This is a genomic window from Streptomyces sp. NPDC054841 (assembly GCF_053611045.1).
In genome coordinates this window covers 1-20,541 of the sequence record NZ_JBSGZO010000119.1, presented here as the reverse complement: position 1 = coordinate 20,541, position 20,541 = coordinate 1, and the positions used below count along the sequence as shown (strand labels likewise).

Annotated in this window: 18 protein-coding genes and 1 pseudogene; 9 read left to right on the top strand and 10 right to left on the bottom strand. The window is 71.4% G+C overall.

Features of this window, described 5'->3' with window-relative positions:
- Nucleotides 1-103: 103 nt before the first annotated feature.
- Together ACWGI8_RS18020 and map are read right to left on the bottom strand one after the other, a co-directional pair.
- Nucleotides 104-754, bottom strand: a complete 651-nt coding sequence (locus ACWGI8_RS18020; protein WP_453662003.1) for a biliverdin-producing heme oxygenase — start codon at nt 752-754, stop codon at nt 104-106.
- A gap of 135 nt (nt 755-889) precedes the next feature.
- A complete protein-coding gene (gene map, locus ACWGI8_RS18015) occupies nt 890-1,747 on the bottom strand; it encodes a type I methionyl aminopeptidase (RefSeq protein ID WP_453661998.1) in 858 nt (285 codons plus the stop codon).
- Between the two features lie 58 nt (nt 1,748-1,805).
- Here map and ACWGI8_RS18010 point away from each other — a divergent pair, with 58 nt between their 5' ends.
- On the top strand, nt 1,806-2,039 hold the full coding sequence (locus ACWGI8_RS18010; RefSeq protein WP_453661997.1) for a hypothetical protein: 234 nt from the start codon (nt 1,806-1,808) through the stop codon (nt 2,037-2,039).
- 55 nt (nt 2,040-2,094) lie between these two features.
- On the opposite strand, the gene ACWGI8_RS18005 is transcribed toward ACWGI8_RS18010, so the two are convergent.
- Both ACWGI8_RS18005 and ACWGI8_RS18000 read right to left on the bottom strand, forming a co-directional pair.
- A complete protein-coding gene (locus tag ACWGI8_RS18005) occupies nt 2,095-3,390 on the bottom strand; it encodes an MFS transporter (protein WP_453661995.1) in 1,296 nt (431 codons plus the stop codon).
- Between the two features lie 206 nt (nt 3,391-3,596).
- Nucleotides 3,597-4,202: a hypothetical protein gene (locus ACWGI8_RS18000; protein WP_453661994.1), complete on the bottom strand. Its 606-nt coding sequence runs from the start codon at nt 4,200-4,202 to the stop codon at nt 3,597-3,599.
- Between the two features lie 94 nt (nt 4,203-4,296).
- Here ACWGI8_RS18000 and ACWGI8_RS17995 point away from each other — a divergent pair, with 94 nt between their 5' ends.
- The 3 genes from ACWGI8_RS17995 (at nt 4,297) to ACWGI8_RS17985 (ending at nt 5,689) form a co-directional block, all read left to right on the top strand.
- On the top strand, nt 4,297-4,620 hold the full coding sequence (locus tag ACWGI8_RS17995) for a hypothetical protein (protein ID WP_453661992.1): 324 nt from the start codon (nt 4,297-4,299) through the stop codon (nt 4,618-4,620).
- A 10-nt stretch (nt 4,621-4,630) separates the two neighbouring features.
- Complete coding sequence (gene npdG, locus ACWGI8_RS17990; protein ID WP_453661991.1) at nt 4,631-5,347, top strand: NADPH-dependent F420 reductase; 717 nt, start codon at nt 4,631-4,633, stop codon at nt 5,345-5,347.
- 168 nt (nt 5,348-5,515) lie between these two features.
- On the top strand, nt 5,516-5,689 hold the full coding sequence (locus ACWGI8_RS17985; RefSeq protein ID WP_453661989.1) for a hypothetical protein: 174 nt from the start codon (nt 5,516-5,518) through the stop codon (nt 5,687-5,689).
- Here the strand turns inward: ACWGI8_RS17985 and ACWGI8_RS17980 are convergent, their stop codons facing one another.
- Entirely contained in the window at nt 5,690-6,496 is an 807-nt protein-coding gene (locus ACWGI8_RS17980; protein WP_453661987.1) for a site-2 protease family protein, read from the bottom strand. It lies immediately after the preceding gene.
- 232 nt (nt 6,497-6,728) lie between these two features.
- Between ACWGI8_RS17980 and ACWGI8_RS17975 the strand changes: the two genes are divergently transcribed.
- A complete protein-coding gene (locus tag ACWGI8_RS17975; protein WP_453661985.1) occupies nt 6,729-10,145 on the top strand; it encodes an AfsR/SARP family transcriptional regulator in 3,417 nt (1,138 codons plus the stop codon).
- A 147-nt stretch (nt 10,146-10,292) separates the two neighbouring features.
- On the opposite strand, the gene ACWGI8_RS17970 is transcribed toward ACWGI8_RS17975, so the two are convergent.
- The 4 genes from ACWGI8_RS17970 to panB form a co-directional block, all read right to left on the bottom strand.
- The gene (locus tag ACWGI8_RS17970) at nt 10,293-11,108 is read right to left on the bottom strand and encodes an ABC transporter permease (RefSeq protein ID WP_453662002.1); all 816 of its coding nucleotides are present in this window, start codon (nt 11,106-11,108) and stop codon (nt 10,293-10,295) included.
- 11 nt (nt 11,109-11,119) lie between these two features.
- Nucleotides 11,120-12,115 carry an ATP-binding cassette domain-containing protein gene (locus tag ACWGI8_RS17965; RefSeq protein ID WP_453661984.1) on the bottom strand — a complete coding sequence of 332 codons (996 nt, stop codon included), beginning with the start codon at nt 12,113-12,115 and terminating at the stop codon, nt 11,120-11,122.
- 113 nt (nt 12,116-12,228) lie between these two features.
- Nucleotides 12,229-12,594, bottom strand: a complete 366-nt coding sequence (locus tag ACWGI8_RS17960; protein ID WP_453661982.1) for a cupin domain-containing protein — start codon at nt 12,592-12,594, stop codon at nt 12,229-12,231.
- A 170-nt stretch (nt 12,595-12,764) separates the two neighbouring features.
- The gene (gene panB / locus ACWGI8_RS17955) at nt 12,765-13,631 is read right to left on the bottom strand and encodes a 3-methyl-2-oxobutanoate hydroxymethyltransferase (RefSeq protein ID WP_453661980.1); all 867 of its coding nucleotides are present in this window, start codon (nt 13,629-13,631) and stop codon (nt 12,765-12,767) included.
- Between the two features lie 182 nt (nt 13,632-13,813).
- On the opposite strand from panB, the gene ACWGI8_RS17950 reads away from it, so the two are divergent.
- From ACWGI8_RS17950 to ACWGI8_RS17935, 4 genes and pseudogenes are all read left to right on the top strand, one after another.
- A complete protein-coding gene (locus ACWGI8_RS17950; RefSeq protein WP_453661978.1) occupies nt 13,814-15,454 on the top strand; it encodes a DHA2 family efflux MFS transporter permease subunit in 1,641 nt (546 codons plus the stop codon).
- Nucleotides 15,455-15,581: 127 nt separating this feature from the next.
- Complete coding sequence (locus ACWGI8_RS17945; RefSeq protein WP_453662000.1) at nt 15,582-16,217, top strand: TetR/AcrR family transcriptional regulator; 636 nt, start codon at nt 15,582-15,584, stop codon at nt 16,215-16,217.
- A gap of 186 nt (nt 16,218-16,403) precedes the next feature.
- Nucleotides 16,404-17,411 carry an endonuclease/exonuclease/phosphatase family protein gene (locus ACWGI8_RS17940; protein ID WP_453661976.1) on the top strand — a complete coding sequence of 336 codons (1,008 nt, stop codon included), beginning with the start codon at nt 16,404-16,406 and terminating at the stop codon, nt 17,409-17,411.
- Between the two features lie 132 nt (nt 17,412-17,543).
- Nucleotides 17,544-18,775 (top strand): annotated as a pseudogene (locus ACWGI8_RS17935) (MFS transporter).
- Here ACWGI8_RS17935 and ACWGI8_RS17930 read toward each other — a convergent pair.
- A complete protein-coding gene (locus tag ACWGI8_RS17930) occupies nt 18,741-20,501 on the bottom strand; it encodes an NAD+ synthase (RefSeq protein ID WP_453661974.1) in 1,761 nt (586 codons plus the stop codon). The pseudogene ACWGI8_RS17935 and the gene ACWGI8_RS17930 sit on opposite strands and share 35 nt — an antisense overlap.
- Nucleotides 20,502-20,541 lie beyond the last annotated feature (40 nt).

Sequence of the window (20,541 nt, the reverse complement as noted above, 5' to 3'; positions counted from 1 at the left end):
ACGATCCCGACAACGCGGCGTGGGGGCACCTCCCGTGCCCGAAGGGCTACGGGGGAGTGCGTGCCGGGCGTCGCGGAGCAGGCGGGAGATAGGACTTACTCGTCTACGCGCTCAACGGGAATTCCTGGCCCAGCTCCCTGAACACCGCGCCGTTGAAGTCGAAGGCGCGCTTGCACTCGTCGATGATGCGCAGCTTCTCCAGGTCGTCGGCCTTCACCTGGTCCAGCAGCTCCCGGTAACCCCGCTTGAACGCGGCCGGGTTGGAGATCTGCTCGAAGACATAGAAACGGACGCCGTCGCCCTTGCGGTTGAAGCCCCAGGTCCGCTCGGCCTTGTCCCGGATGATCTGGCCGCCGGAGAGGTCTCCGAGGTAGCGGGTGTAGTGGTGGGCGACGTACCCCGCGGGCCAGGTACGGGCGCACTCCTCGACCCGCGCGGCGTACGCGGCCGTCGCGGGCAGCGGCCGGAGGCCCTCCTGCCAGTCCGCGCCGCGCAGATGCGCCAGATCGCGCTCCAGTTCGGCCGTACGGAACAGCTCCGGCTGTATGAACGGGCCGGCGACGGGGTCGTCCTCGAGCGTCTCGGCCGCGCCTTCCAGTGCCCGGTACACGAACCAGAGCTGCTCGGTGTAGCGGGCGTACGCGCCGACCGCGAGCCGGCCGCCGAGCAGATCGCTCATGAAGGTCGAGGTTTCCGCTTCGGTGTGCTGTTCGTGCGACGCGACACGGATCAGGGTCGAGAACGGCGTGTCCAGCGTGTCCAAGGCGGGCCTCCGGGGGCCGATGGGGGCGGGAACCGGTAAGATCCGGCTACTTAGGCTTACCTAAGTCAACCAGTTCCCGACGGCCTGTCGGTAAAAACGCTACCCCTGTTCCGCGTCAGGGCAACGTCAGGGCAACGTGAGGATTTCGACCCCGCTGTCCGTCACCACCAGGGTGTGCTCGAACTGGGCCGTCCGCTTGCGGTCCCTCGTCACGACGGTCCAGCCGTCTTCCCACATGTCGTACTCGTGCGTGCCGAGCGTCAGCATCGGCTCGATCGTGAAGGTCATTCCCGGCTGGATGACGGTCGTCGCGTGCGGGCTGTCGTAGTGCGGGATGATCAGCCCGGAGTGGAACGACGAATTGATGCCGTGCCCGGTGAAGTCGCGCACGACGCCGTAGCCGAAGCGCTTCGCGTACGACTCGATGACCCGGCCGATGATGTTGATCTGGCGGCCGGGCTTGACCGCCTTGATGGCCCGGTTGAGCGACTCCCGCGTCCGCTCCACCAGGAGCTTCGAGTCCTCGTCCACGTCGCCGCAGAGGTAGGTGGCGTTGTTGTCGCCGTGCACACCGTTGATGTACGCGGTGACGTCCAGGTTCACGATGTCGCCGTCGCGCAGCACCGTCGAGTCGGGGATCCCGTGACAGATCACCTCGTTGATGGAGGAGCACAGCGACTTCGGGAAGCCGCGGTAGCCGAGCGTCGACGGGTACGCCCCGTGGTCGCACATGAACTCGTGCGCGACACGGTCCAGTTCGTCCGTGGTCACACCGGGCGCGATGAGCTTCGCGGCCTCGGCCATCGCCTGCGCGGCGATGCGGCCCGCGATACGCATGCTCTCGATCGTTTCGGCGTTCTGGATCTCCGGCCCGGTGTACGGCGTCGGCGCGGGCTTCCCGACATACTCGGGGCGCCGGATGTTTCCGGGAACGGAGCGGGTGGGAGAGAGCTCCCCTGGTACGAGCAGCGACTGGCCAGACATGCCAGCGAGTCTAACCAGGGCCGGTGGGGCAGCATGGCGTCAGAGGAAGGAGCCGACGATGGCCCTGTTCAAGAAGCGCACGGTGGGCAAGCCGGGCGAGTGGTACTACTGCCTGGAGCACAAGAAGGTCGAGGAGGGCCCCGAGTGCCCGGCCAAGGACCGCTTCGGCCCGTACGCCACCCGCGGGGAGGCCGAGCACGCGATGGAGACCGCGCGTGAGCGGAACCTGGAGTGGGAGAACGACCCCAAGTGGCACGACGCTCCCCGCGGCGGGGGCGACGCGTCCGACTGAGACGACGGGTCCGACTGAGGCGACGCGTCCTATTTGGGACGACGCCTCCGGCTGATCAGAGTGCCGCCTCCGTCTGCGCCGCCGCCTCCTCCTTCTGCGCGCGGCGGCGCAGGGCGTCCTCGTCCGTCTCCGCGTCGTAGGTGAGCAGCTTCGGGAGGACCGCGGCGAGCAGCCCGACCGAAGCGACGCACGCCAGGCCGCCGGTCCAGAAGGCCGCGCGCGTGCCGGTCCAGCCGGCCATGGCGCCCGCGCGGACCTGGCCCAGCTGGGGGCCGACGCTGTACGAGAGCACCTCGATGCCCGCGAGGCGGCCGCGCAGGGACTCCGGGATGGTCTGGTTCCAGATCGTGGAGCGGCCGAGACCGCTCAGCATGTCGCCCGCCCCCGCGAACGCGAGGCACAGCAGCACCAGCCAGACGTTCGTGAACCAGCCCGCCGCCGCGATCGCCAGCCCCCACCCGGCCGCGCCGAAGACGACGAACAGCCCGTGCCGCCGCACCCGTGACGTCCAGCCGCTGGTCAGGCTCAGCACGACCGAGCCCACCGACCCCGCCGCGTACATCAGGCCCAGGGACCACTCGGCGTCCAGCTCGTCCGCGAGGAACGGGAAGATCGCGTTGGGGAACGCGAAGAACATCGCGGCCAGGTCGATCGCGTACGTACCGAGCAGCACGGGCCGGCTCCACACGTACCGCGCGCCCTCCGCGATGCCGCGCAGCGACGGCTTGTCCGCGTCGTGCGCGGGCGGGGCGGCGGCGAGCCGAGTGCAGAGCAGTACGGAGACGACGAGACCTGCGAGCGTCGTGGCGTACGCCGAGGCGTGGCCCGCGTACGCCACGACCAGGCCGGCCAGCGCGGGTCCCGCGATCGCGCCGAGCTGCCAGCGGAGGGCGTTGAGCGCGGACGCGGCGGTCTGCTGGTCGTGCGGAACGATGCGGGCCAGCAGCGAGTCCAGCGCGGGCCGCTGGAGCCCGGCGAGCGCCGAGACACCGGCCGCGACGAGATACAGCGGCCAGAGCATCGGTGTCGGCAGCAGCGCGTTGACCAGCAGGATCGTCGCCATCGCGGCCATCCCGGCCTCGGTGAGCAGCAAGACCTTGCGCCGGTCGACGGCATCGGCGAGCGCGCCGCCGTACAGCCCGAAGACGACCAGTGGCACGAGTTCGACGGCACCCATCGTGCCCACGGCGAGCGGTGACCCGGTCAGCTCCTTGATCTGCAGGGGCAGCGCCACCAACGCCATGAAGCTGCTGAAGTAGGTCACCAGCCCCTGGGCCCACAGCAGCCGGAAGTCCCGCGATGACCGCCATGGGGCCAGATCGGGGAGAAGTGCGCCGATTCGTGAGGCCATGACCGGTCATGCTCCGCGCGCGACGCGAACGGCGGCAACCGGTTTTCCGGCTCGGCCGCAGCCGTGCGGGGCTCCGAACGAGCCCGTCGGGGGTCGCCCGGGCGAAGCTCCGGGGGAGACCGAGGACACAAGGACACGGCCGAAGGCCGTACGGGGGTGCGGGGCGAAGCCCCTGGGAGAGGCCCGCCGCGGGCGCCCCGGTCCCGCTACCAGCGCGGCGGCGGAGGAGCCGTCAGCTGGTCCGCGAGCCGGGAGAGGCGGTCGCGCAGACGGCGGCGGCCGCGCGGCGCCGACGGCAGTACGTTCTCACCGGCCGCCGCGCTGACCAGGTGCTGAACCGTGTCGAGGTCCACCTCCGCCGCGCCCCCGACGGTGAGCGCCTCGTGCGCGAGGCCGTGCACCTCCGGGTCCCCGGCGTCCAGCGCCAGTACCGTCGCCCCGGCGCGACGGGCGCCGTGGACCCGTTCCAGCAGGCCCCCGTCCGGCCGCTGCGGCGCCACCACCAGCAGCGTCTCGCCACGCCTGGCCGCTTCGACACGGCCGAGCCCGACGGCCAGGTGCGCCGGGTCCCCGGCCCGTACCCGGTGCCGCACGAGCGTGGGTGCCAGCTCCGGCTGCCCGGACCAGGCGGCCTCGTCCACCAGATGCGCGGCGAGATGCCACGGCTCGTACTCGGCGGTCCCCACCAGCAGCAGCCCGCCGCCCTGCGGGACGACGGACGAGCGCAGCGCCCCGGCGAACCGTCGGGCCGCGGCGGGCCATTCGGTCCCGGCGAGGACTTCTCGCAGCAGTGCGACGCGTACGGCATCCATGGCCCCGCATCCTGCCCGAACGGCGGCGCGAAGGCAGGCGGTTGGTGACACCTCACCCCTATGAGGCGCCGCCGTTCCCGGGCATCATGCCGCCATGAGCTTCCCCTGGATCTGGGTGACGGCATGGACGGTCGTCGTGCTGCCCCTCGCGGTGCTGCTGTTTCTCGGCAAGGCGCCCGGCCGGCTTCGCCGACGTGTCGGCCCCCGGGGCCTCAGGGCCCGCGGCCGGCTGCTGTTCGCGGCCTGTGCCGGGGCGCTCGTACAGGGGTCCCTCGACCTGGCAGGGGTCGGCCGGACCGACTGGTACGCGCTGCGACTGCTGGCAGGGCCGGTGCTGATGCTCGTCGCGCTCGGCTGGATCGTGTGGGTCGATCGCGTCGAGCGGCGGCCTGTCCGGGCCCACCCGACCAGCCAGTAATGTCGAGTCCATGACCTCACAAGACAACGCTGCCGCTCCGAAGCCCGCCGCTCCCGCCAAGGACCCCTGGGACCTCCCCGATGTCTCCGGTCTGGTCGTCGGTGTCCTCGGCGGCACCGGTGACCAGGGTCGTGGCCTCGCCTACCGGCTCGCCCGCGCCGGGCAGAAGGTGATCATCGGATCCCGGGCCGCCGAACGCGCCGGGACCGCCGCCGCCGAGCTCGGCCTCGGTATCGAGGGCGCAGAGAACGCCGAGTGCGCGCGGCGCAGCGATGTCGTGATCGTGGCCGTGCCGTGGGAGGGCCACGGCAAGACCCTGGAGGCGCTGCGCGACGAGCTCGCCGGGAAGCTCGTGGTCGACTGCGTCAACCCGCTCGGCTTCGACAAGAAGGGCGCGTACGCGCTGAAGCCGGAGGAGGGCAGCGCCGCCGAGCAGGCCGCCGCCCTGCTGCCCGAGTCCCGGGTCACGGCCGCTTTCCACCACCTGTCGGCGGTGCTGCTGCAGGACGAGTCGATCGAGGAGATCGACACCGATGTGATGGTGCTGGGCGAGGCGCGTGCGGACACGGACATCGTGCAGGCGCTGGCGGGCCGTATCCCGGGTATGCGGGGCGTCTTCGCGGGCCGCCTGAGGAACGCGCACCAGGTGGAGTCGCTGGTCGCCAACCTGATCTCGGTGAACCGCCGCTACAAGGCGCACGCCGGCCTGCGCGTCACCGACGTCTAGACCGGGACGGGCAGGAACGACCGGGCAGGCCTCGCCGAGGTCCGGCCGTCGCACCGGCTCCGTACCGGCCGGCCGTCGCACCGGCTCCGTACCGGCCGTCGCACGGGAGCGTACGGGCATGGGGGACACTGGTCCGGAACACCACTGACCGGACAGGAGCCGACCCCCATGCCCCGCCTCGCCCTCTACGCCATCGTCATCTGCCTCCTCGCCGCCGCCGCGGCGGTCGTGTCCTTCGTCGAGGGCAGCTGGCTGGGGATCATCTGGGTGCTGCTGGCCGGGGTGTCGTCCAACATGGCCGTGTACTACATCCGCCGGGCGAAGATCGCCAAGCAGGGGTGATCACTGGCTGAGGGCCGCCTCGCAGAGCGGGTTCTGCCCGGTCCAGAAGCGGTACAGGTTGTACCCGCAGTACGTCTCGGGCTCGGACACCCCGAGGCCCCGCAGGATCGCGTCGATCGCGTCGAAGAACGCGTGGTTGACCTCGGGGATGAAGAGAACGCCGAAGACGGCGAGCAGGCCGAACGGTGCGAACGGCTCCACCTGCCGGCGGACCTTGTACGACAGCCACGGCTCGATCACCCCGTAGCCGTCCAGACCCGGGACCGGCAGGAAGTTCAGGATCGCGGCCGTCACCTGAAGCAGCGCCAGGAACGCCAGGGCGAAGCGGAACGCCATCGGAACGCCGTCCAGCGCGTCCAGCCAGAACGGGGCGGTGCACACGACCGCGAACAGGACGTTCGTCAGCGGGCCCGCGGCGGAGATCAGGCTGTGCTTCCAGCGGCCGTGGATGCGGTGCCGCTCGATGAAGACCGCGCCGCCCGGCAGACCGATGCCACCCATGATCACGAAGATCACGGGGAGCACGATGCTCAGCAGCGCATGGGTGTACTTGAGCGGATTGAGCGTCAGATAGCCCTTGGCGCCGATGGTGAGGTCGCCGCCGTGCAGCGCGGTGCGGGCGTGCGCGTACTCGTGCAGACAGAGCGAGACGATCCACGCGGCCGTGACGAACAGGAAGACCGCGAGGCCCGCATTGGGTGCGAAGCCGGTCCAGACCGCCCAGCCGGTGACCGCCATGATCGCTGTGATGCCGAGAAAGACGGGTGAGATCCTCCGGTCGCTGCTGCGGGTGGTGGCGGAGGTCATGGGCGGGGCTCCTGGGGTGCGGCGGGGCGAGCGGGGCGGGACGGGTCTCCCTTGGCCGAGGCCGAGGGAGGGCGGCGCGAGTAGACCGTACCGGTGACGCGGGAGGAACGTCCTGCGAGGTGCCATGGGTTCCTGACGTTCTGACGTTCTGACGTCCCGACGCGCAGCCGGTCTTCTGACGCGCGGGCCATGCCGGTCCAGGCCGCCGGACAGCACCGGGGACAATGGGCGGGTGCGTCTCTCCGTACTCGGCACCACCCAGGCCTGTCACGACGACGGCACCCCCGCCCCGCTCGGCGGGGCGCGGCTGCGTGCGCTGGTGGCTGTGCTGGCACTGCGCGGCGGGCGTACCGTCCCGGTCGCCGTCCTCGTCGACGAGGTGTGGGACGGCGAACCGCCGGCCGACGCGGTCGGGGCGGTCCAGGCCCTCGTCGGGCGGGCGCGGCGGGCCCTCGGGCACGGTGCGGTCGTCTCCGCGGACGGCGGGTACCGGCTGCACGTCGAGCCTGAGGACGTGGACCTCTACCGGTTCGAGCGGCTCGCGGGGGAGGGAGCGCGGGCGCTCGCGGAAGGGGACCCGGGCAAGGCCGTGGAACTGCTCGACGAGGCGTTCGCGCTGTGGCGGGGTCCGGTGCTGACCGATCTGCCGGACCGTACCGCCGAGGCGGCCCGCTGGGAGACCCGGCGCCTGGCCGCCCGCCGCACCCGTCTGGCGGCGGCACTTGCCCTGGGCCGGGCGGAGGAGACGCTGGCCGAGCTCGCCGCGCTCTGCGGCGACCACCCGATCGACGAATCCCTCCACGTCCTCCGCATCCGCGCCCTGCGCGCCGCGGGCCGCACGGCGGAGGCCCTCGCGGCGTACGAATCGGTCCGCCGCGAGCTCTCCACCCGTCTGGGCACCGACCCGGGGCCCGGACTGCGCGCGCTGCACGCGGAGCTGCTGAACCCGGACTTCGGATCCGTGCCCGTGCCCAGGTCCGTGCCCGTGTCCGTGGCCGGACCCGACGGCCCTGCGGCAGGTGGTCGTACGTCGTGCGGTCGTGCGGGCCGGGACGGAGCGGGAGCCACCGGACCGGAACCCCGCCGCTCCCCGCAGGGGAATCTGCGGGCGCGGCTCACCAGCTTCGTCGGGCGGGAGTCGGACATCGACACCATCTGCGAAGACCTCGGGCGGGCGCGGCTCGTCACGCTGCTGGGGCCCGGCGGGGCCGGGAAGACACGGCTGTCGCAGGAGGCGGCCGAGCGGGCGGCCGGGGCCTACGCGGACGGTGTGTGGCTCGTCGAACTCGCGCCCGTCGGCGACCCGGACAATGTGCCCGAAGCCGTCCTCACCGCGCTCGGCGCGCGCGAGACGGTCCTGCGCGGTGCGGGTGCGGAGGGGCTGCGGGCGGCGTCCGACCGGCACGGCGACGACCCGTTCGTACGCCTTACGGAGCACTGCGCGCGCCGCCAGATGCTGCTTCTCCTCGACAACTGCGAGCACGTCGTGGCCGCCGCCGCGGACCTGTGCGAGCGGCTCCTGGAACGCTGCCCGGGGCTCACGGTCCTCACCACCAGCCGCGAAGCCCTCCTTGTGCCGGGCGAGGCGGTGCGCCCCGTCGGCCCCTTGCCCGACCCGATGGCCCTGCGGCTCTTCGCCGACCGGGGCGCGGCCGCGAACCCCGCCTTCCGGATCGACGACGACCGTGCGGCGGCCGAGGAGATCTGCCGCCGCCTCGACGGGCTGCCGCTCGCCGTCGAACTCGCCGCCGCCCGGCTGCGGATGCTCACTCCGCGCCAGATCGCCGACCGTCTCGACGACCGCTTCCGGCTGCTGACCAGCGGCAGCCGTACCGTCCTGCCGCGGCAGCAGACCCTGCGCGCGGTCGTCGACTGGTCCTGGGACCTCCTCGACGACGCCGAACGCACCGTACTGCGCCGCCTCTCCGTCTTCGCCCGCGGCTGCGACCTCCCGGCTGCGGAGTCGGTCTGTGCGACGGAGGCCGCCCGCGACGTCGTCCCCGTACTCGGCGCGCTCGTCGACAAATCGCTGGTCGTGGCCGCGCCTTCACCGGTCGGCGGCATGCGCTACCGGCTGCTGGAGACGGTCGGCGAGTACGCCGCCGAGCGGCTCGACGAGGCGGGCGACCGGGTGGACGCCGAGCGTGCCCATCTCACCCACTACCGCGAACTCGCCCGCCGCACCGATCCGTTGCTCCGAGGACCGGAGCAGATCGAGGCCGGTGCCCGGCTGGAGCTCGAGTACGAGAATCTGCGCACCGCGCTGCGCCGTGCCACCGCCGCCCGGGACGAGCAGGAAGCTCTCTGCCTGGTGCTCTCCCTGGCCTGGTACTGGCAGATGCGGGATCTGCGCAGCGACGCCCGGCACTGGGCGCTGGCCACCGCCGCCCTCGGTCCCGATCCGTTCGAACCGCCCCTGGTCCCGGCCCCGCCGCTGCACGCCCCGGCCACCGACGCTCCGCCACCGTTCGAGCCCGAGCAGCTCCTGGAGGCGCGACGCGGAGTGAGGCTGATCGGGATGGTCAGCATGGCGCACGGGATCGACGACTGGATGATGCCCGAGCGGCTGGAGTGGCTGCGCAGGGTGGCCGAGGTCTACCGGCCGGGACTGCCGCAGACCTGCCGCTTCCCCGGCGCGCTCTGGTTCTACGCGATCATGCTGACCGGTGACGGTGAGCAGCTGCGCCATGTGCTCGACATGACCGTGAGCGGCTGCGAGGAGTCCGGTGACGAGTGGTCGCTCGCCGCCGCGCTCCGGATGCGCGCCAACGTCCTGGCCAACCGGAGTGAATGGGCGGGTGACGCCGCCGCCGACGCCGACCGCAGCCTGGAGATCTTCGACCGGCTCGGTGATCTGTGGGGTGCGGCCGGAGCGCTGTCGGCGCGGGGCGAGTCCCGTGAGCGGCGAGGTGAGTTCCGGCTCGCCGCCGAGGACTTCGCCGCCGCGGTGGACCGGGCCGAGCGGCTGGGCGCGCAGAGCCAGGTCCCGCTGCTGCGGTCCAGGCTGGCCGGCGTGCTGCCCGAACTGGGCCGTGGCGAGGAGGGCGAGGCCATCCTCCGGGACGTCCTCGCCGCCGCGCGCGAAGGCGGCGCCGGCCGGGAGTTCGTGCCTGCGGCCCGGCTCTACCTCACCCTGGAACTCGGCCGCACCGGGCGCATCACGGAAGGGCGCGAACAACTGGAGCTCCTGGCCGAGGAGTTCCGCTCGTCCACTCTCGCCGTTTTCGAGGGCTTCCGGCTGGGCTGCCACGCCTGGCTGGACTGTATGGACGCCCGGTACGACGACGCCGTGGGCCGTGCCGCCCAGGCGCTGGAGCACGCGCTGACACCGCTCTCGTTGATGATCGCGCCGCATATTCCCGCGATCCACCTGGTGACCGCGGCCGAGGCGCTGGCCGGTCTGGGGCGTGAGCCGGCGGGCGACGCGGCCCGGCTGCTCGGCGCGTACGAGCATCTGCTGCCGGCCGGATATGTCGTGGTCTCGTCCCAGGAGCGGGAGGGCCGTGTCCGTGCCGAGCGGGCCACCCGCGCCGTTCTCACCGAGGCGGAGTTCGAGGCCCGGTACGCCGAGGGCGGCGACCTCACTCTGGAGGAGGCCGCCGCCCTGGTGCAGGCGTGGACCACGACGGCCGGCGAAGCACGGGTGTGAAGACCCGGCGTGCCGTAGATCCGGCGTGCCGTGGAACCGGCGTGACGTGGAACCGGCGTGACGAAGCCAGGACCTGGCACCGTGCCGCGTGCGACGCCACCGATGCCACCGATGCCACAGCGCCTTGCTGACGCCTGGCCGCGTCGATCAGGACTTCGTACGGAACTTGTGTATCGCGATCGGCGCCATCGTCACGGTGATCACCACCGACCAGATCAGCGTCACCCACACATCGTGGGCCACCGGGCCGCCGTTCATGAGCCCACGGGCCGCGTCGGCCAGCGACGACAGCGGGTTGTAGTCCGTGAAGGTCTGCAGCCAGCCCGGCATGGAGCTGGTCGGCGCGAAGATCGAGGACCCGAACTGCAGCGGCATCAGCACGAGGAACCCCATTCCCTGAATGGCCTGGGCGTTCTTCATGGTCACGCCCATGGTGAGGAAGATCCACATGATCGAGGCCCCGAAGACCAGCGCGAGTCCGATGGCCGTGAACAGCCCGGGGACGTCCGCCACGGACAGCCCGAGCAGGAAGCCGACCGTCAGCAGGATCGCGATGGCGACCATCATCCGGCCGATCTCGACCACGATCTTGGCGATCAGGACGGAGGACCGGGCGATGGGCAGGGACCGGAAGCGGTCCATGACGCCCGTCTGGTAGTCCTGGTTGAAGCCGGTGCCGACACCCATCGCGATGTTCATGCCCTGCATCGCCATGAGGCCGGGCACCACATAGTTGACGTACGCATCCTGATTGCCCTTGCCGGAGATCGCGCCGCCGAAGACGAACACGAAGAGCAGGGTGAAGACGATCGGCATCAGCACGGCGTCGAACATCGACTCCGGGTCCTGCCGGATCCACAGCAGATTGCGGCGGACCAGCGCGCCGATGTGCCGCAGATTGCCGCGCAGGCCGATACGGCCTTCGGCGGCGAGGTGGGTGGTGCTGACGGTGGTGGTGCTGATGGTGGTGGCGCTCACGCCGCGACCTCCTGGGGGATCGTGTCGGTGACGGGCGCCGTCTTGTGGCCGGTGATGGCCAGGAACACCTCGTCCAGGCTGGGCAGATCGGTGCCGATGTCGGCGATGGCGAAGCCGCGGGCCCCCAGCAGGCCGACCACGGCGGTCAGTTGTTCGTCGCTGAGGATCGGGACGTACAGCACGCCCTCGTCCGGCACTGCCTGTGCGCCCGCGATGCCGTCGAGCCCCGCCTCGCGGACGGCCGAGGACATCGCGGGCAGCTGCGCCGCGTCCGCCGGCCGGATCCGCAGGGTGCGGCCGCCGACCCTGGCCTTCAGCTCGTCGATCCTGCCCTCGGCGATGACCCGGCCGCGGTCGATGACCGTCAGCTCGTTCGCCAGCTGCTCGGCCTCTTCCATGTACTGGGTGGTGAGCAGGACGGTGACGCCTTCGGCGACCATCCGCTGGACCTCGTCCCAGACCTCGTTACGGGTCCGGGGGTCGAGGCCCGTCGTCGGCTCGTCCAGAAAGAGCACCGCGGGCTGCCCGATCATCGAGGCGGCCAGGTCCAGTCGGCGCCGCATACCTCCCGAGTACGTGGAGGCCGGGCGTTTCGCGGCCTCCGTGAGGGAGAACCGCTCCAGCAGCTCGTCGGCGCGGCGTCGCGCGTCCTTGCGGGGAAGATCGAGCAGCCGCCCGATCATGTACAGGTTCTCCCAGCCGGACAGCTTCTCGTCCACCGAGGCGTACTGGCCGGTGAGGCCGATGGCGCGGCGCAGCTGTCGGGGCTGGCGCAGCACATCGAATCCGGCGACGGTGGCGCGTCCGGTGTCGGGCGTGATCAGTGTGGAAAGGCAGCGGACCAGGGTGGTCTTGCCGGCGCCGTTGGGCCCGAGGACACCGAGAACCGTGCCCTCACGGACATTGAGGTCCACCCCGTCCAGCGCCTTCGTCTCGCCGTAGTGCTTCACGAGGCCTCGTACCTCGACGGCGTTCTTGTCGATTCGCGTCATGCCGTACACGGTCGCAGCCGCCACCGACAAGCCACCGACAAGCCGCCGACGAGCCACCGACAAGCTGTCGACGGACGGTCGGTCCCCTGTGGACAACCGGATCTACGAGAGGTCTACGCGGGCTTGGCGTAGTCCCCGAAACCCGTCCAGTCGACGAGGACACAGGGCTCGTCCCCGACGACCCAGGCGTCGTGCCCCGGCGCGATGCCGAGGTAGTCGCCGGGCCCCGCCTCGGCGGACTCGCCGTCGTCCATGACGATCTTCATCCGCCCGCTGATGATGTACGCCGAGTGCGTGGCCTGGCAGCTCTCGCCGCCGACCGCGGGCTTGACGTGCTTGGACCACTGCCAGCCCGGCTCGAAGACGCCCCGGCCGACGGGGCCGCGGTCCGTGGCGAGCACCTCCACCTTCCCCTTGCCGTCCTCGAAGGGCCGGGTTTCGTCGGCGGAGTCGAAGTTCTTGGAGAAGATCCCGGCCATGGCCATCCACCTCCTCGGCGGAGCGGCGGATCCCGAGTCCGTTCTCAGGCTACGCCCGGGTGCCGGAGACGTCCCCGGCATGCCGACAGCCCGCCGACGGGGGAGGATCGGCGGGCTGTCGTTGGTGCCGGTAGTGGCTTGGAGCGCGTGGTGCCTGGTGCCTGGTTCCGCTAGTGGAAGGTGTGCTCCTCGGCCGGGAACGCTCCGCCGGTGACGTCGTCCGCGAAGGCCTTCGCCGCGTCGCCGAGCGTCTGCCGCAGATTCGCGTACTGCTTGGTGAAGCGCGGCACCTTCCCGTCCGTCATCCCGGCCATGTCGGTCCAGACGAGGACCTGGGCGTCCGTGTCGGGACCGGCGCCGATGCCGATGGTGGGGATGTGCAGCGAACGGGTGACCTCGGCGGCCAGCTCGGCCGGCACGAGTTCGAGGACGACGGCGAAGGCGCCCGCGTCCTGGGCCGCCTTGGCGTCGCGCAGCAACCGGTGCGCGGCCTCGTCGCTGCGGCCCTGCACCCGGTACCCCATCGTGTTGACGGACTGCGGGGTCAGGCCGAGGTGGGACATCACCGGGATGCCGGCCTGGACCAGCAGCTCGGTCTGGGGCAGCGAGCGCTCCCCGCCCTCCAGCTTCACGGCGCCGACGCCGGCGTCCTTGACCAGCCGGGTCGCCGAGCGCAGCGCCTGGACCGGGCCTTCCTGGTACGAGCCGAAGGGGAGGTCGCCGACGATGAGGGCGCGCTTCGTGCCCCGTACGACGGCGGCGGAGAGCAGGGTCATCTCGTCCATGGTGACGGGCACGGTGGTGTCGTAGCCGAGATGGCAGTTGCCCATCGAGTCGCCGACGAGCATGACCGGGATACCGGCCTCGTCGAAGACGGACGCGGTCATGGCGTCGTAGGCGGTGAGCATGGGCCACTTCTCGCCCCGCTCCTTGGCGGCGGCGATGTCGTGGACGGTGATGCGGCGAGTGCCCTTGCCGCCGTACAGCGCCTTGCTGCTGCTGTCGGCGGGCTGCTTCGGGGCAGCCTGAAGCGTCATGGTGAACGGCTCCTTCGTCATCTCGAGGCGCCCTCACGGCGTCCCCGGACCGGATCCATGGTGGCATCCCGGCGCCCGTCGCGGGAAGTGGGGCCGTTCACACCCCCGCAATGATTGGGCCATCCCGGTCAACTTTCTATACGAAACGGTCTCGTATCGAAATTCCGGGAACAACTGGGATCATGTCGACACCACCAGGGGCTCCCGCGGCCCCGCCCCGGGTACCGGAAGCCGTGCATCGACGCCGCTGGGCCATCCTCGGCGTCCTGATGTTCACCGTCCTCATCATGGTGCTGGACCACTCGGTCCTGAACGTCGCGGTCAAGACCATCGCCACCCCCGCGCCCGTCGGTATCGGCGCCACCCAGGCCGAGCTGGAATGGGCCATCAACTCCTACACGCTCGTCTTCGCCTCGCTGCTCTTCACGGCGGGGCTGGTCGGTGACCGTACGGGCCGCAAGAAGGCGCTGCTCTGCGGCATGGTCGTGTTCGGCATCGGCTCGGCGCTCGCCGCGTTCTCCGGGTCCTCGGCCGAGCTCATCACGTACCGCGCGGTGATGGGCGTCGGTGCCGCGTTCGTCATGCCGGCCACGCTCGCCGTCCTGATGAACGTGTTCGAACGGGACGAGCAGCCCAAGGCCATCGGCATCTGGGCGGGTGCCGTGGGCATCGCCATCGCCCTGGGCCCGGTCACCGGCGGGCTGCTGCTCGAACACTTCTGGTGGGGCTCGATCTTCCTGGTCAACGTCCCGGTGGTGATCGTCGGCTTCGTCGCGATGCTGCTGCTGATCCCCGACTCCCGCGACCCGGACCCCGGCCGGATCGACCCGGTGGGCGTACTGCTCTCCATCGCCGGACTCGTCCTGCTGGTGTACGGGATCATCCGCGGCGGCCAACTCGCCTCCCTCACCGACCGGGGCGTGCTGGTGCCGCTGCTCGGCGGACTGGCCGTGCTGACGGCATTCGTGCTCTACGAGCTGCGCATCGACCATCCGGCGCTCGACTTCTCGTACTTCAGGAACCCCGCGTTCTCCGCCGCGATCACCGCGACCGCGCTCGCCTTCCTCTCGATGATGGGCGTGGCGTTCTTCTCCGTCTTCTATCTGCAGACCGTGCTCGACCACAGCCCGCTGGAGGCCGGACTGCTGGTCCTGCCGCTCGCGGTGGCCCAGTCGGCGTTCGCGCCGCGCGCCCGGCTGGCCGTCGGCCGGTTCGGAGCCAAGGCGACCTGCACGGCCGGAATGCTGATGATCGCGGCGGGGCTCGCCTCCTTCGCCTTCTTCGACGCCACGACGCCGCTGTGGGCGATCGAGATCGCCCTCTTCGTCCAGGGCGCCGGCATGGGGCATGTGATGTCACCGGTCACGACCACGGTGATGCAGGCGCTGCCTCGGGAGAAGGCGGGCGTGGCCTCCGCGATCAACAACACCTTCCGGCAGATCGGCGGTGCGCTGGGAGTGGCGGTGCTCGGCTCGATCCTGTCCGCGGCGTACCGGACCGGGATCGAGCCGGCCCTCGATGCGACGGAGGCCGTCCCCGCCGGGGCCAAGGCGGCGGCGGGGGAGTCGATCGAGGCGACGCTGAGTGTGGTGGAGAAGCTCGGGCCGTCCGGAGAGGTCCTGATCGGGCCTGCGTACCACGCCTTCATCGGCGCCATGCACCTCGCGTCGCTGGGGGCGGCGGCAGCGACGCTGGTGGGCGTCGTGGTCGTGGCGCTGTACCTTCCCGGGCGCACTCTTCCCGGGCCGGCCCAGGCGCCGTCCGTCCCAGGAGAGCCGGGGGAGCCGGAGGAGCGGTCGGCGGCGGGCGCGGCCCGGGGGTGAGATCCGACGGGTGAGCCCGGTCGCCCGGGTGTCCGCCGGGCGGTACGAGACGCAGGAGCGGAGGCGAGGGCAGGTGCGGGGCGAGGTCGAGACGGTGAGGCGCGTGGGCGTGGGCGCGGACCAGAGCGTGGGCGTGGGCGCGCCGGCCGGCAGGTCCGTGGGCCCCGGCAGGGCGGCGGGGCGTGGCCGCCCCCGGAGCGAGGCGGCCGAACGGGCGATCCGCGCCGCCGTGGCGATGCTCCTCGAAGAGGGCGTGCCGCTCGGCGAGATCTCCATCGAGCGCGTCGCCCGCACGGCGGGAGTCGGCAAGGCCACCATCTACCGGCGCTGGAGCAACAAGGAGGAGCTGTTCGTCGAGGTCCTCAGGGACATCGAGCCGCCGGACCCGGAACTTCCCGGTACCTCCGCCCGCGACGACCTCGTCGTGATGCTGGAGTCCGTGCGCGTACGCGGTCTCGCGCAGCGCTCCTCCGCGCTCCTGCACAACGTGCTGGCACAGATGAAGAGCCACCCCAAGCTGTGGGCGGCGTACGTCGCGACCGTGATCGATCCCCGGCGCGTGACCGTGCTGGAGATCCTGCGGCGCGGGATCGCGGGCGGGGAGATCCGCGGTGACGTCGACATCGACCTGATCAACGACCTCGTCGTCGGCCCCATGCTCGTACGCGCCGTGCTGCGGCCCGACGCCCCGCTCGCCGATGACCTGGCCGAACGCATCGTCTCGGTGGCGCTGGAGGGGCTGCGCCCGCCGACCGTCCACTGACGCGCAATATGCACGTTCTGTCACAGCCGTCGTGCCGGCCCCCTTGATCGGAACCCGCCGCCCCGCCGGGTCGTCCTCGAACCCGTACGGAAGAAAGGCGCCGGTCATCGCCTAGTGTCAGGGGGCGGGCACGGCGTGCACGGCAAGGCAGTGAGGACGACGCACATGCGGCAGGGGCAGGCATACATGACGGAGTCGGGGAACGGTGGCGCGGAGGACCCCCGCTCCGGATCCCGGGTCCGTGCCCTGCTCGACCGCTGGCGGGACGATCCCGGGATCTGGCGGCGCGGCATCGTGCTCGCGAGCCTCGCGGTGGTCATCGCCCTGCTGATGATCCTGCACGCCCGGATCCCCAACAAGGTCGGCAACCTGGGCAGCCTCACGGAGACGTTCCTGCCGTGGCTGGGGCTGTTCGTCCCGGTGCTGCTGGTCCTCGCGGTGGTTCGGCGGTCGGCGACCGCGCTGATCGCGCTGCTGCTGCCGGCGATCGTCTGGCTGAACCTCTTCGGCGGACTCCTCACCGACAAGTCGGGCGGCGGCGGCGGTCTCATGGTCGCGACGCACAATGTGAACGCCGACAACCCGGACCCGGAGGGCACCGCCCGCGTGGTCGCGGCCTCGGGCGCGGACGTCATCGCGCTGGAGGAGCTGAAGGCGGACGCGGTACCGGCCTACGAGAAGGCCCTGGCGTCGCAGTACCCCCACCACTCGGTGCAGGGAACCGTCGGTCTGTGGAGCAAGTACCCGATGAGCGACACCCGGCCGGTCGACATCCGGCTGGGCTGGACCCGCGCGATGCGCTCCACGGTGGCGACGCCCGAGGGCGACGTCGCCGTCTACATCGCGCACCTTCCGTCGGTACGGGTCAAGCTGAACGCGGGCTTCACCGCCAGCCAGCGCGACACCAGCGCGGACGCGCTGGGCGAGGCGATCGCCCGGGACCAGGTGGGCAAGGTGGTCCTGCTGGGCGACCTGAACGGCACGATGAACGACCGCTCCCTGAACGCGGTCACGTCCCAGATGCGCTCCACGCAGGGCGCGGCGGGCAACGGCTTCGGCTTCAGCTGGCCGGCGTCGTTCCCGATGGCGCGGATCGACCAGATCATGGTGAAGGGCGTCGAGCCGGTCTCCTCGTGGGCCCTGCCCCGCACCCCGAGCGACCACCTCCCGATCGCGGCCCGCGTCGAGTTCTGACCTTCCCCACCCCCGGTCGGTGGGGAAGCCGGTCGGTGGGGAATATCCCTTCGCAACCACCCGTTCACGCGCGGGAACATTCCACCTGAGAGCCTTTGTTCCGCATAAGAACTAACCCGGAAAGGCTCTCCCATGCCCCTGGCGCTGCTCGCGCTCGCCGTCTCCGCCTTCGGCATCGGCACCACCGAATTCGTGATGATGGGCCTGCTGCCCAACGTCGCCGACGACCTCGGCACCTCCGTTCCCACCGCCGGACACCTCGTCTCCGCCTACGCGATCGGTGTCGTGATCGGCGCCCCGCTGCTCACCGCCCTCGGCTCCCGCGTCCCCCGCAAGCGGATGCTCCTGCTCCTGATGGCGCTCTTCACCGTCGGCAACCTCGCCTCCGCGCTCGCCCCCGGCTTCGGCACCCTCCTCGCGGGCCGCGTCCTCGCCGGGCTGCCGCACGGCGCGTTCTTCGGGGTCGGCGCGGTCGTCGCCGCCCGCCTCGTCGCCGAGGGGCGGCAGGCGCGGGCGGTCGCCACGATGTTCCTCGGTCTCACCGTCGCCAACATCGTCGGCGTACCGGCCGCCACCCTGCTCGGCCAGCACCTCGGCTGGCGTGCCACGTTCCTCGTGGTCACGGCGATCGGCCTGGTGGCCATGGCCGCACTCGCGCGGCTCGTTCCGTACGTACCCGTCGACGCCCACCAGAGCCTCGGCCGCGAGCTCCGTGCCCTCGGCGACCGGCAGGTGCTGCTCGGCCTGCTCACCGCGGTCTTCGGCTTCGCGGGAGTCTTCGCCGTCTACTCCTACCTGGCGTCCATGACGACCGAGGTGACGGGCCTCGGCGAGTCCTCCGTCACGCTCGTCCTCGCCCTCTTCGGCATCGGTATGACGCTCGGCGCCCTCGTGGCCGGCCCGCTCACCGACCGGGCCCTGCGTCCCACGCTGTACGGCTCGCTCGGCGCCCTCGCCCTCGTGCTGGCCGTCTTCCGCTTCACCGTCCACATCCCGTGGGCGGCTCTCACGACGGTCGTCCTCCTCGGGGCCGTCGGCTTCATGACACCACCCCGCTCCAGATGCTGGTGATGAACAAGGCCCAGGACGCCCCCACCCTGGCCGCCGCCTCCAACCACTCCGCATTCAACCTCGCCAACGCGGGCGGCGCCTGGCTCGGCGGTGCGGCGATCGCCGCCGGCTGGGGCTGGACCTCCCCGACGCTGGTCGGCGCGGCCCTCGCCGTCGTCGGCCTCGCCGTCGCGGCCATCGCCGGACTGCTGGACCGTACGGCGAAGGGGACCTCCCGCGTCGTCGCGGGAAGCCCCCTCACTGCGGCGGACCACCAGGTCAGTGCGTCGTCGTCTCCCGCCAGCGGTTCGTGATCGGCAGGCGCCGGTCCTTGCCGAAGCCCTTCGCCGAGATCTTCGTGCCCGGCGGGTACTGACGCCGCTTGTACTCGGCGGTGTCGACCAGGCGCAGCGTCTTCGCGACCAGCTCCTCGTCGTAACCGGCCGCGACGATCGCGTCCTTGCCCTGGTCGCGGTCGACGTACAGCTCCAGAAGCCGGTCCAGGACGTCGTAGTCCGGGAGCGAGTCGGTGTCGACCTGGCCCGGGCGGAGCTCGGCGCTCGGCGGCTTGACGATGGAGTTCTCCGGGATCGGCGGGGTCTGCCCGCGCTCCTCGGCCGCCCGGTTGCGCCATTTCGCCAGACGGAAGACCGAGGTCTTGTAGACGTCCTTGATCGGGCCGTACGCGCCGACGGAGTCGCCGTACAGCGTGGAATAGCCCACCGCCAGCTCGGACTTGTTGCCCGGCGCGAGCACGATCTGGCCCTCCTGGTTGGAGACGGCCATCAGCATCGTGCCGCGCAGCCGCGACTGGAGGTTCTCCTCGGCGAGACCGGTGAGACCGAGCGAGCCCATGTACGCGTCGAACATCGGCTCGATCGGTACGGTCCGGAAGTTGAGGCTCGTGCGGCGGGCGAGCTCGGCGGCGTCGCCCTTGGAGTGGTCCGAGGAGTACTTGGACGGCATGGAGATGCCGTACACGTTCTGCGCGCCGAGCGCGTCGCAGGCGATCGAGGCGACGAGCGCGGAATCGATTCCTCCGGAGAGGCCGATCAGTACGGACCGGAATCCGTTCTTGGCGGCGTACGCGCGCAGGCCGACGACCAGCGCGGAGTACACCTCCTCGTCGTCGTCGAGGCGCTCGGCGTAACCGCCCGTCAGCTCCGGCTCGTACGCCGGGAGCGGCTCCTCGGAGAGGACGACCCGCTCGATGGCCAGGCCGTCGTCGACGATGCCCGTCGGGGGCTCGGCGGAGGCGGCAGGCAGGTCGAGGTCGAGGATCACGCTGCCCTCGGCGAACTGCGGAGCGCGCGCGATGACCTCGCCGTCCTTGTCGACGACGATCGAATCCCCGTCGAAGACGAGCTCGTCCTGGCCGCCGATCATCGCGAGGTACGCGGTCGTGCAGCCGGCCTCCTGGGCACGCTTGCGGACCAGCTCCAGGCGGGTGTCGTCCTTGTTCTGCTCGTACGGCGAGGCGTTGATCGAGACCAGCAGCCCGGCCTCGGCCGACCGGGTGGCGGGGACGCGGCCGCCGTCCTGCCAGAGGTCCTCGCAGATGGCGAGCGCGACGTCGACGCCGTGCACGCGGATGACCGGCATGGTGTCGCCCGGTACGAAGTACCGGAACTCGTCGAAGACGCCGTAGTTGGGCAGGTGGTGCTTGGCGAACGTCAGCACCACCGTGCCGCGGTGCAGCACCGCGGCGGCGTTCTGCGGGGCGCCGGCGGGCTGCCCGTACCGCGGCTGGGCCTTCTCCGAACGGTCGAGATAGCCGACGATCACGGGGATCTCCCCGTACCCCTCGTCGGCCAGCCGCAGCGCGAGCGCGCGCAGGGCGGCCCGTGACGCCTCGACGAAGGACGACCGCAGGGCCAGGTCCTCGACGGGGTAGCCGGTCAGCACCATCTCGGGGAACGCGATGAGGTGCGCCCCCTGCTCGGCGGCGTGCCGGGTCCAGTGCACGATCGACTCGGCGTTGCCGGTGAGATCGCCGACGGTCGAGTCGATCTGATTCAGAGCGAGGCGTAGTTGAGGCACGGGCCCAGTGTAATCGTCTCTCTGACGCGATGTCCTGGGG

What these genes read in the sequence shown, in the direction of transcription:
- ACWGI8_RS17980 (WP_453661987.1), bottom strand. Translation starts at nt 6,496, where the DNA reads ATGACCTCCGCCACCACCCGCAGCAGCGACCGGAGGATCTCACCCGTC.
- ACWGI8_RS18000 (WP_453661994.1), bottom strand. Translation starts at nt 4,202, where the DNA reads ATGGATGCCGTACGCGTCGCACTGCTGCGAGAAGTCCTCGCCGGGACC.
- ACWGI8_RS18005 (WP_453661995.1), bottom strand. Translation starts at nt 3,390, where the DNA reads ATGGCCTCACGAATCGGCGCACTTCTCCCCGATCTGGCCCCATGGCGG.
- ACWGI8_RS17985 (WP_453661989.1), top strand. Translation starts at nt 5,516, where the DNA reads ATGCCCCGCCTCGCCCTCTACGCCATCGTCATCTGCCTCCTCGCCGCC.
- ACWGI8_RS17940 (WP_453661976.1), top strand. Translation starts at nt 16,404, where the DNA reads ATGACGGAGTCGGGGAACGGTGGCGCGGAGGACCCCCGCTCCGGATCC.
- map (WP_453661998.1), bottom strand. Translation starts at nt 1,747, where the DNA reads ATGTCTGGCCAGTCGCTGCTCGTACCAGGGGAGCTCTCTCCCACCCGC.
- ACWGI8_RS18010 (WP_453661997.1), top strand. Translation starts at nt 1,806, where the DNA reads ATGGCCCTGTTCAAGAAGCGCACGGTGGGCAAGCCGGGCGAGTGGTAC.
- panB (WP_453661980.1), bottom strand. Translation starts at nt 13,631, where the DNA reads ATGACGCTTCAGGCTGCCCCGAAGCAGCCCGCCGACAGCAGCAGCAAG.
- ACWGI8_RS17950 (WP_453661978.1), top strand. Translation starts at nt 13,814, where the DNA reads ATGTCGACACCACCAGGGGCTCCCGCGGCCCCGCCCCGGGTACCGGAA.
- ACWGI8_RS17965 (WP_453661984.1), bottom strand. Translation starts at nt 12,115, where the DNA reads ATGACGCGAATCGACAAGAACGCCGTCGAGGTACGAGGCCTCGTGAAG.
- ACWGI8_RS17995 (WP_453661992.1), top strand. Translation starts at nt 4,297, where the DNA reads ATGAGCTTCCCCTGGATCTGGGTGACGGCATGGACGGTCGTCGTGCTG.
- npdG (WP_453661991.1), top strand. Translation starts at nt 4,631, where the DNA reads ATGACCTCACAAGACAACGCTGCCGCTCCGAAGCCCGCCGCTCCCGCC.
- ACWGI8_RS17960 (WP_453661982.1), bottom strand. Translation starts at nt 12,594, where the DNA reads ATGGCCGGGATCTTCTCCAAGAACTTCGACTCCGCCGACGAAACCCGG.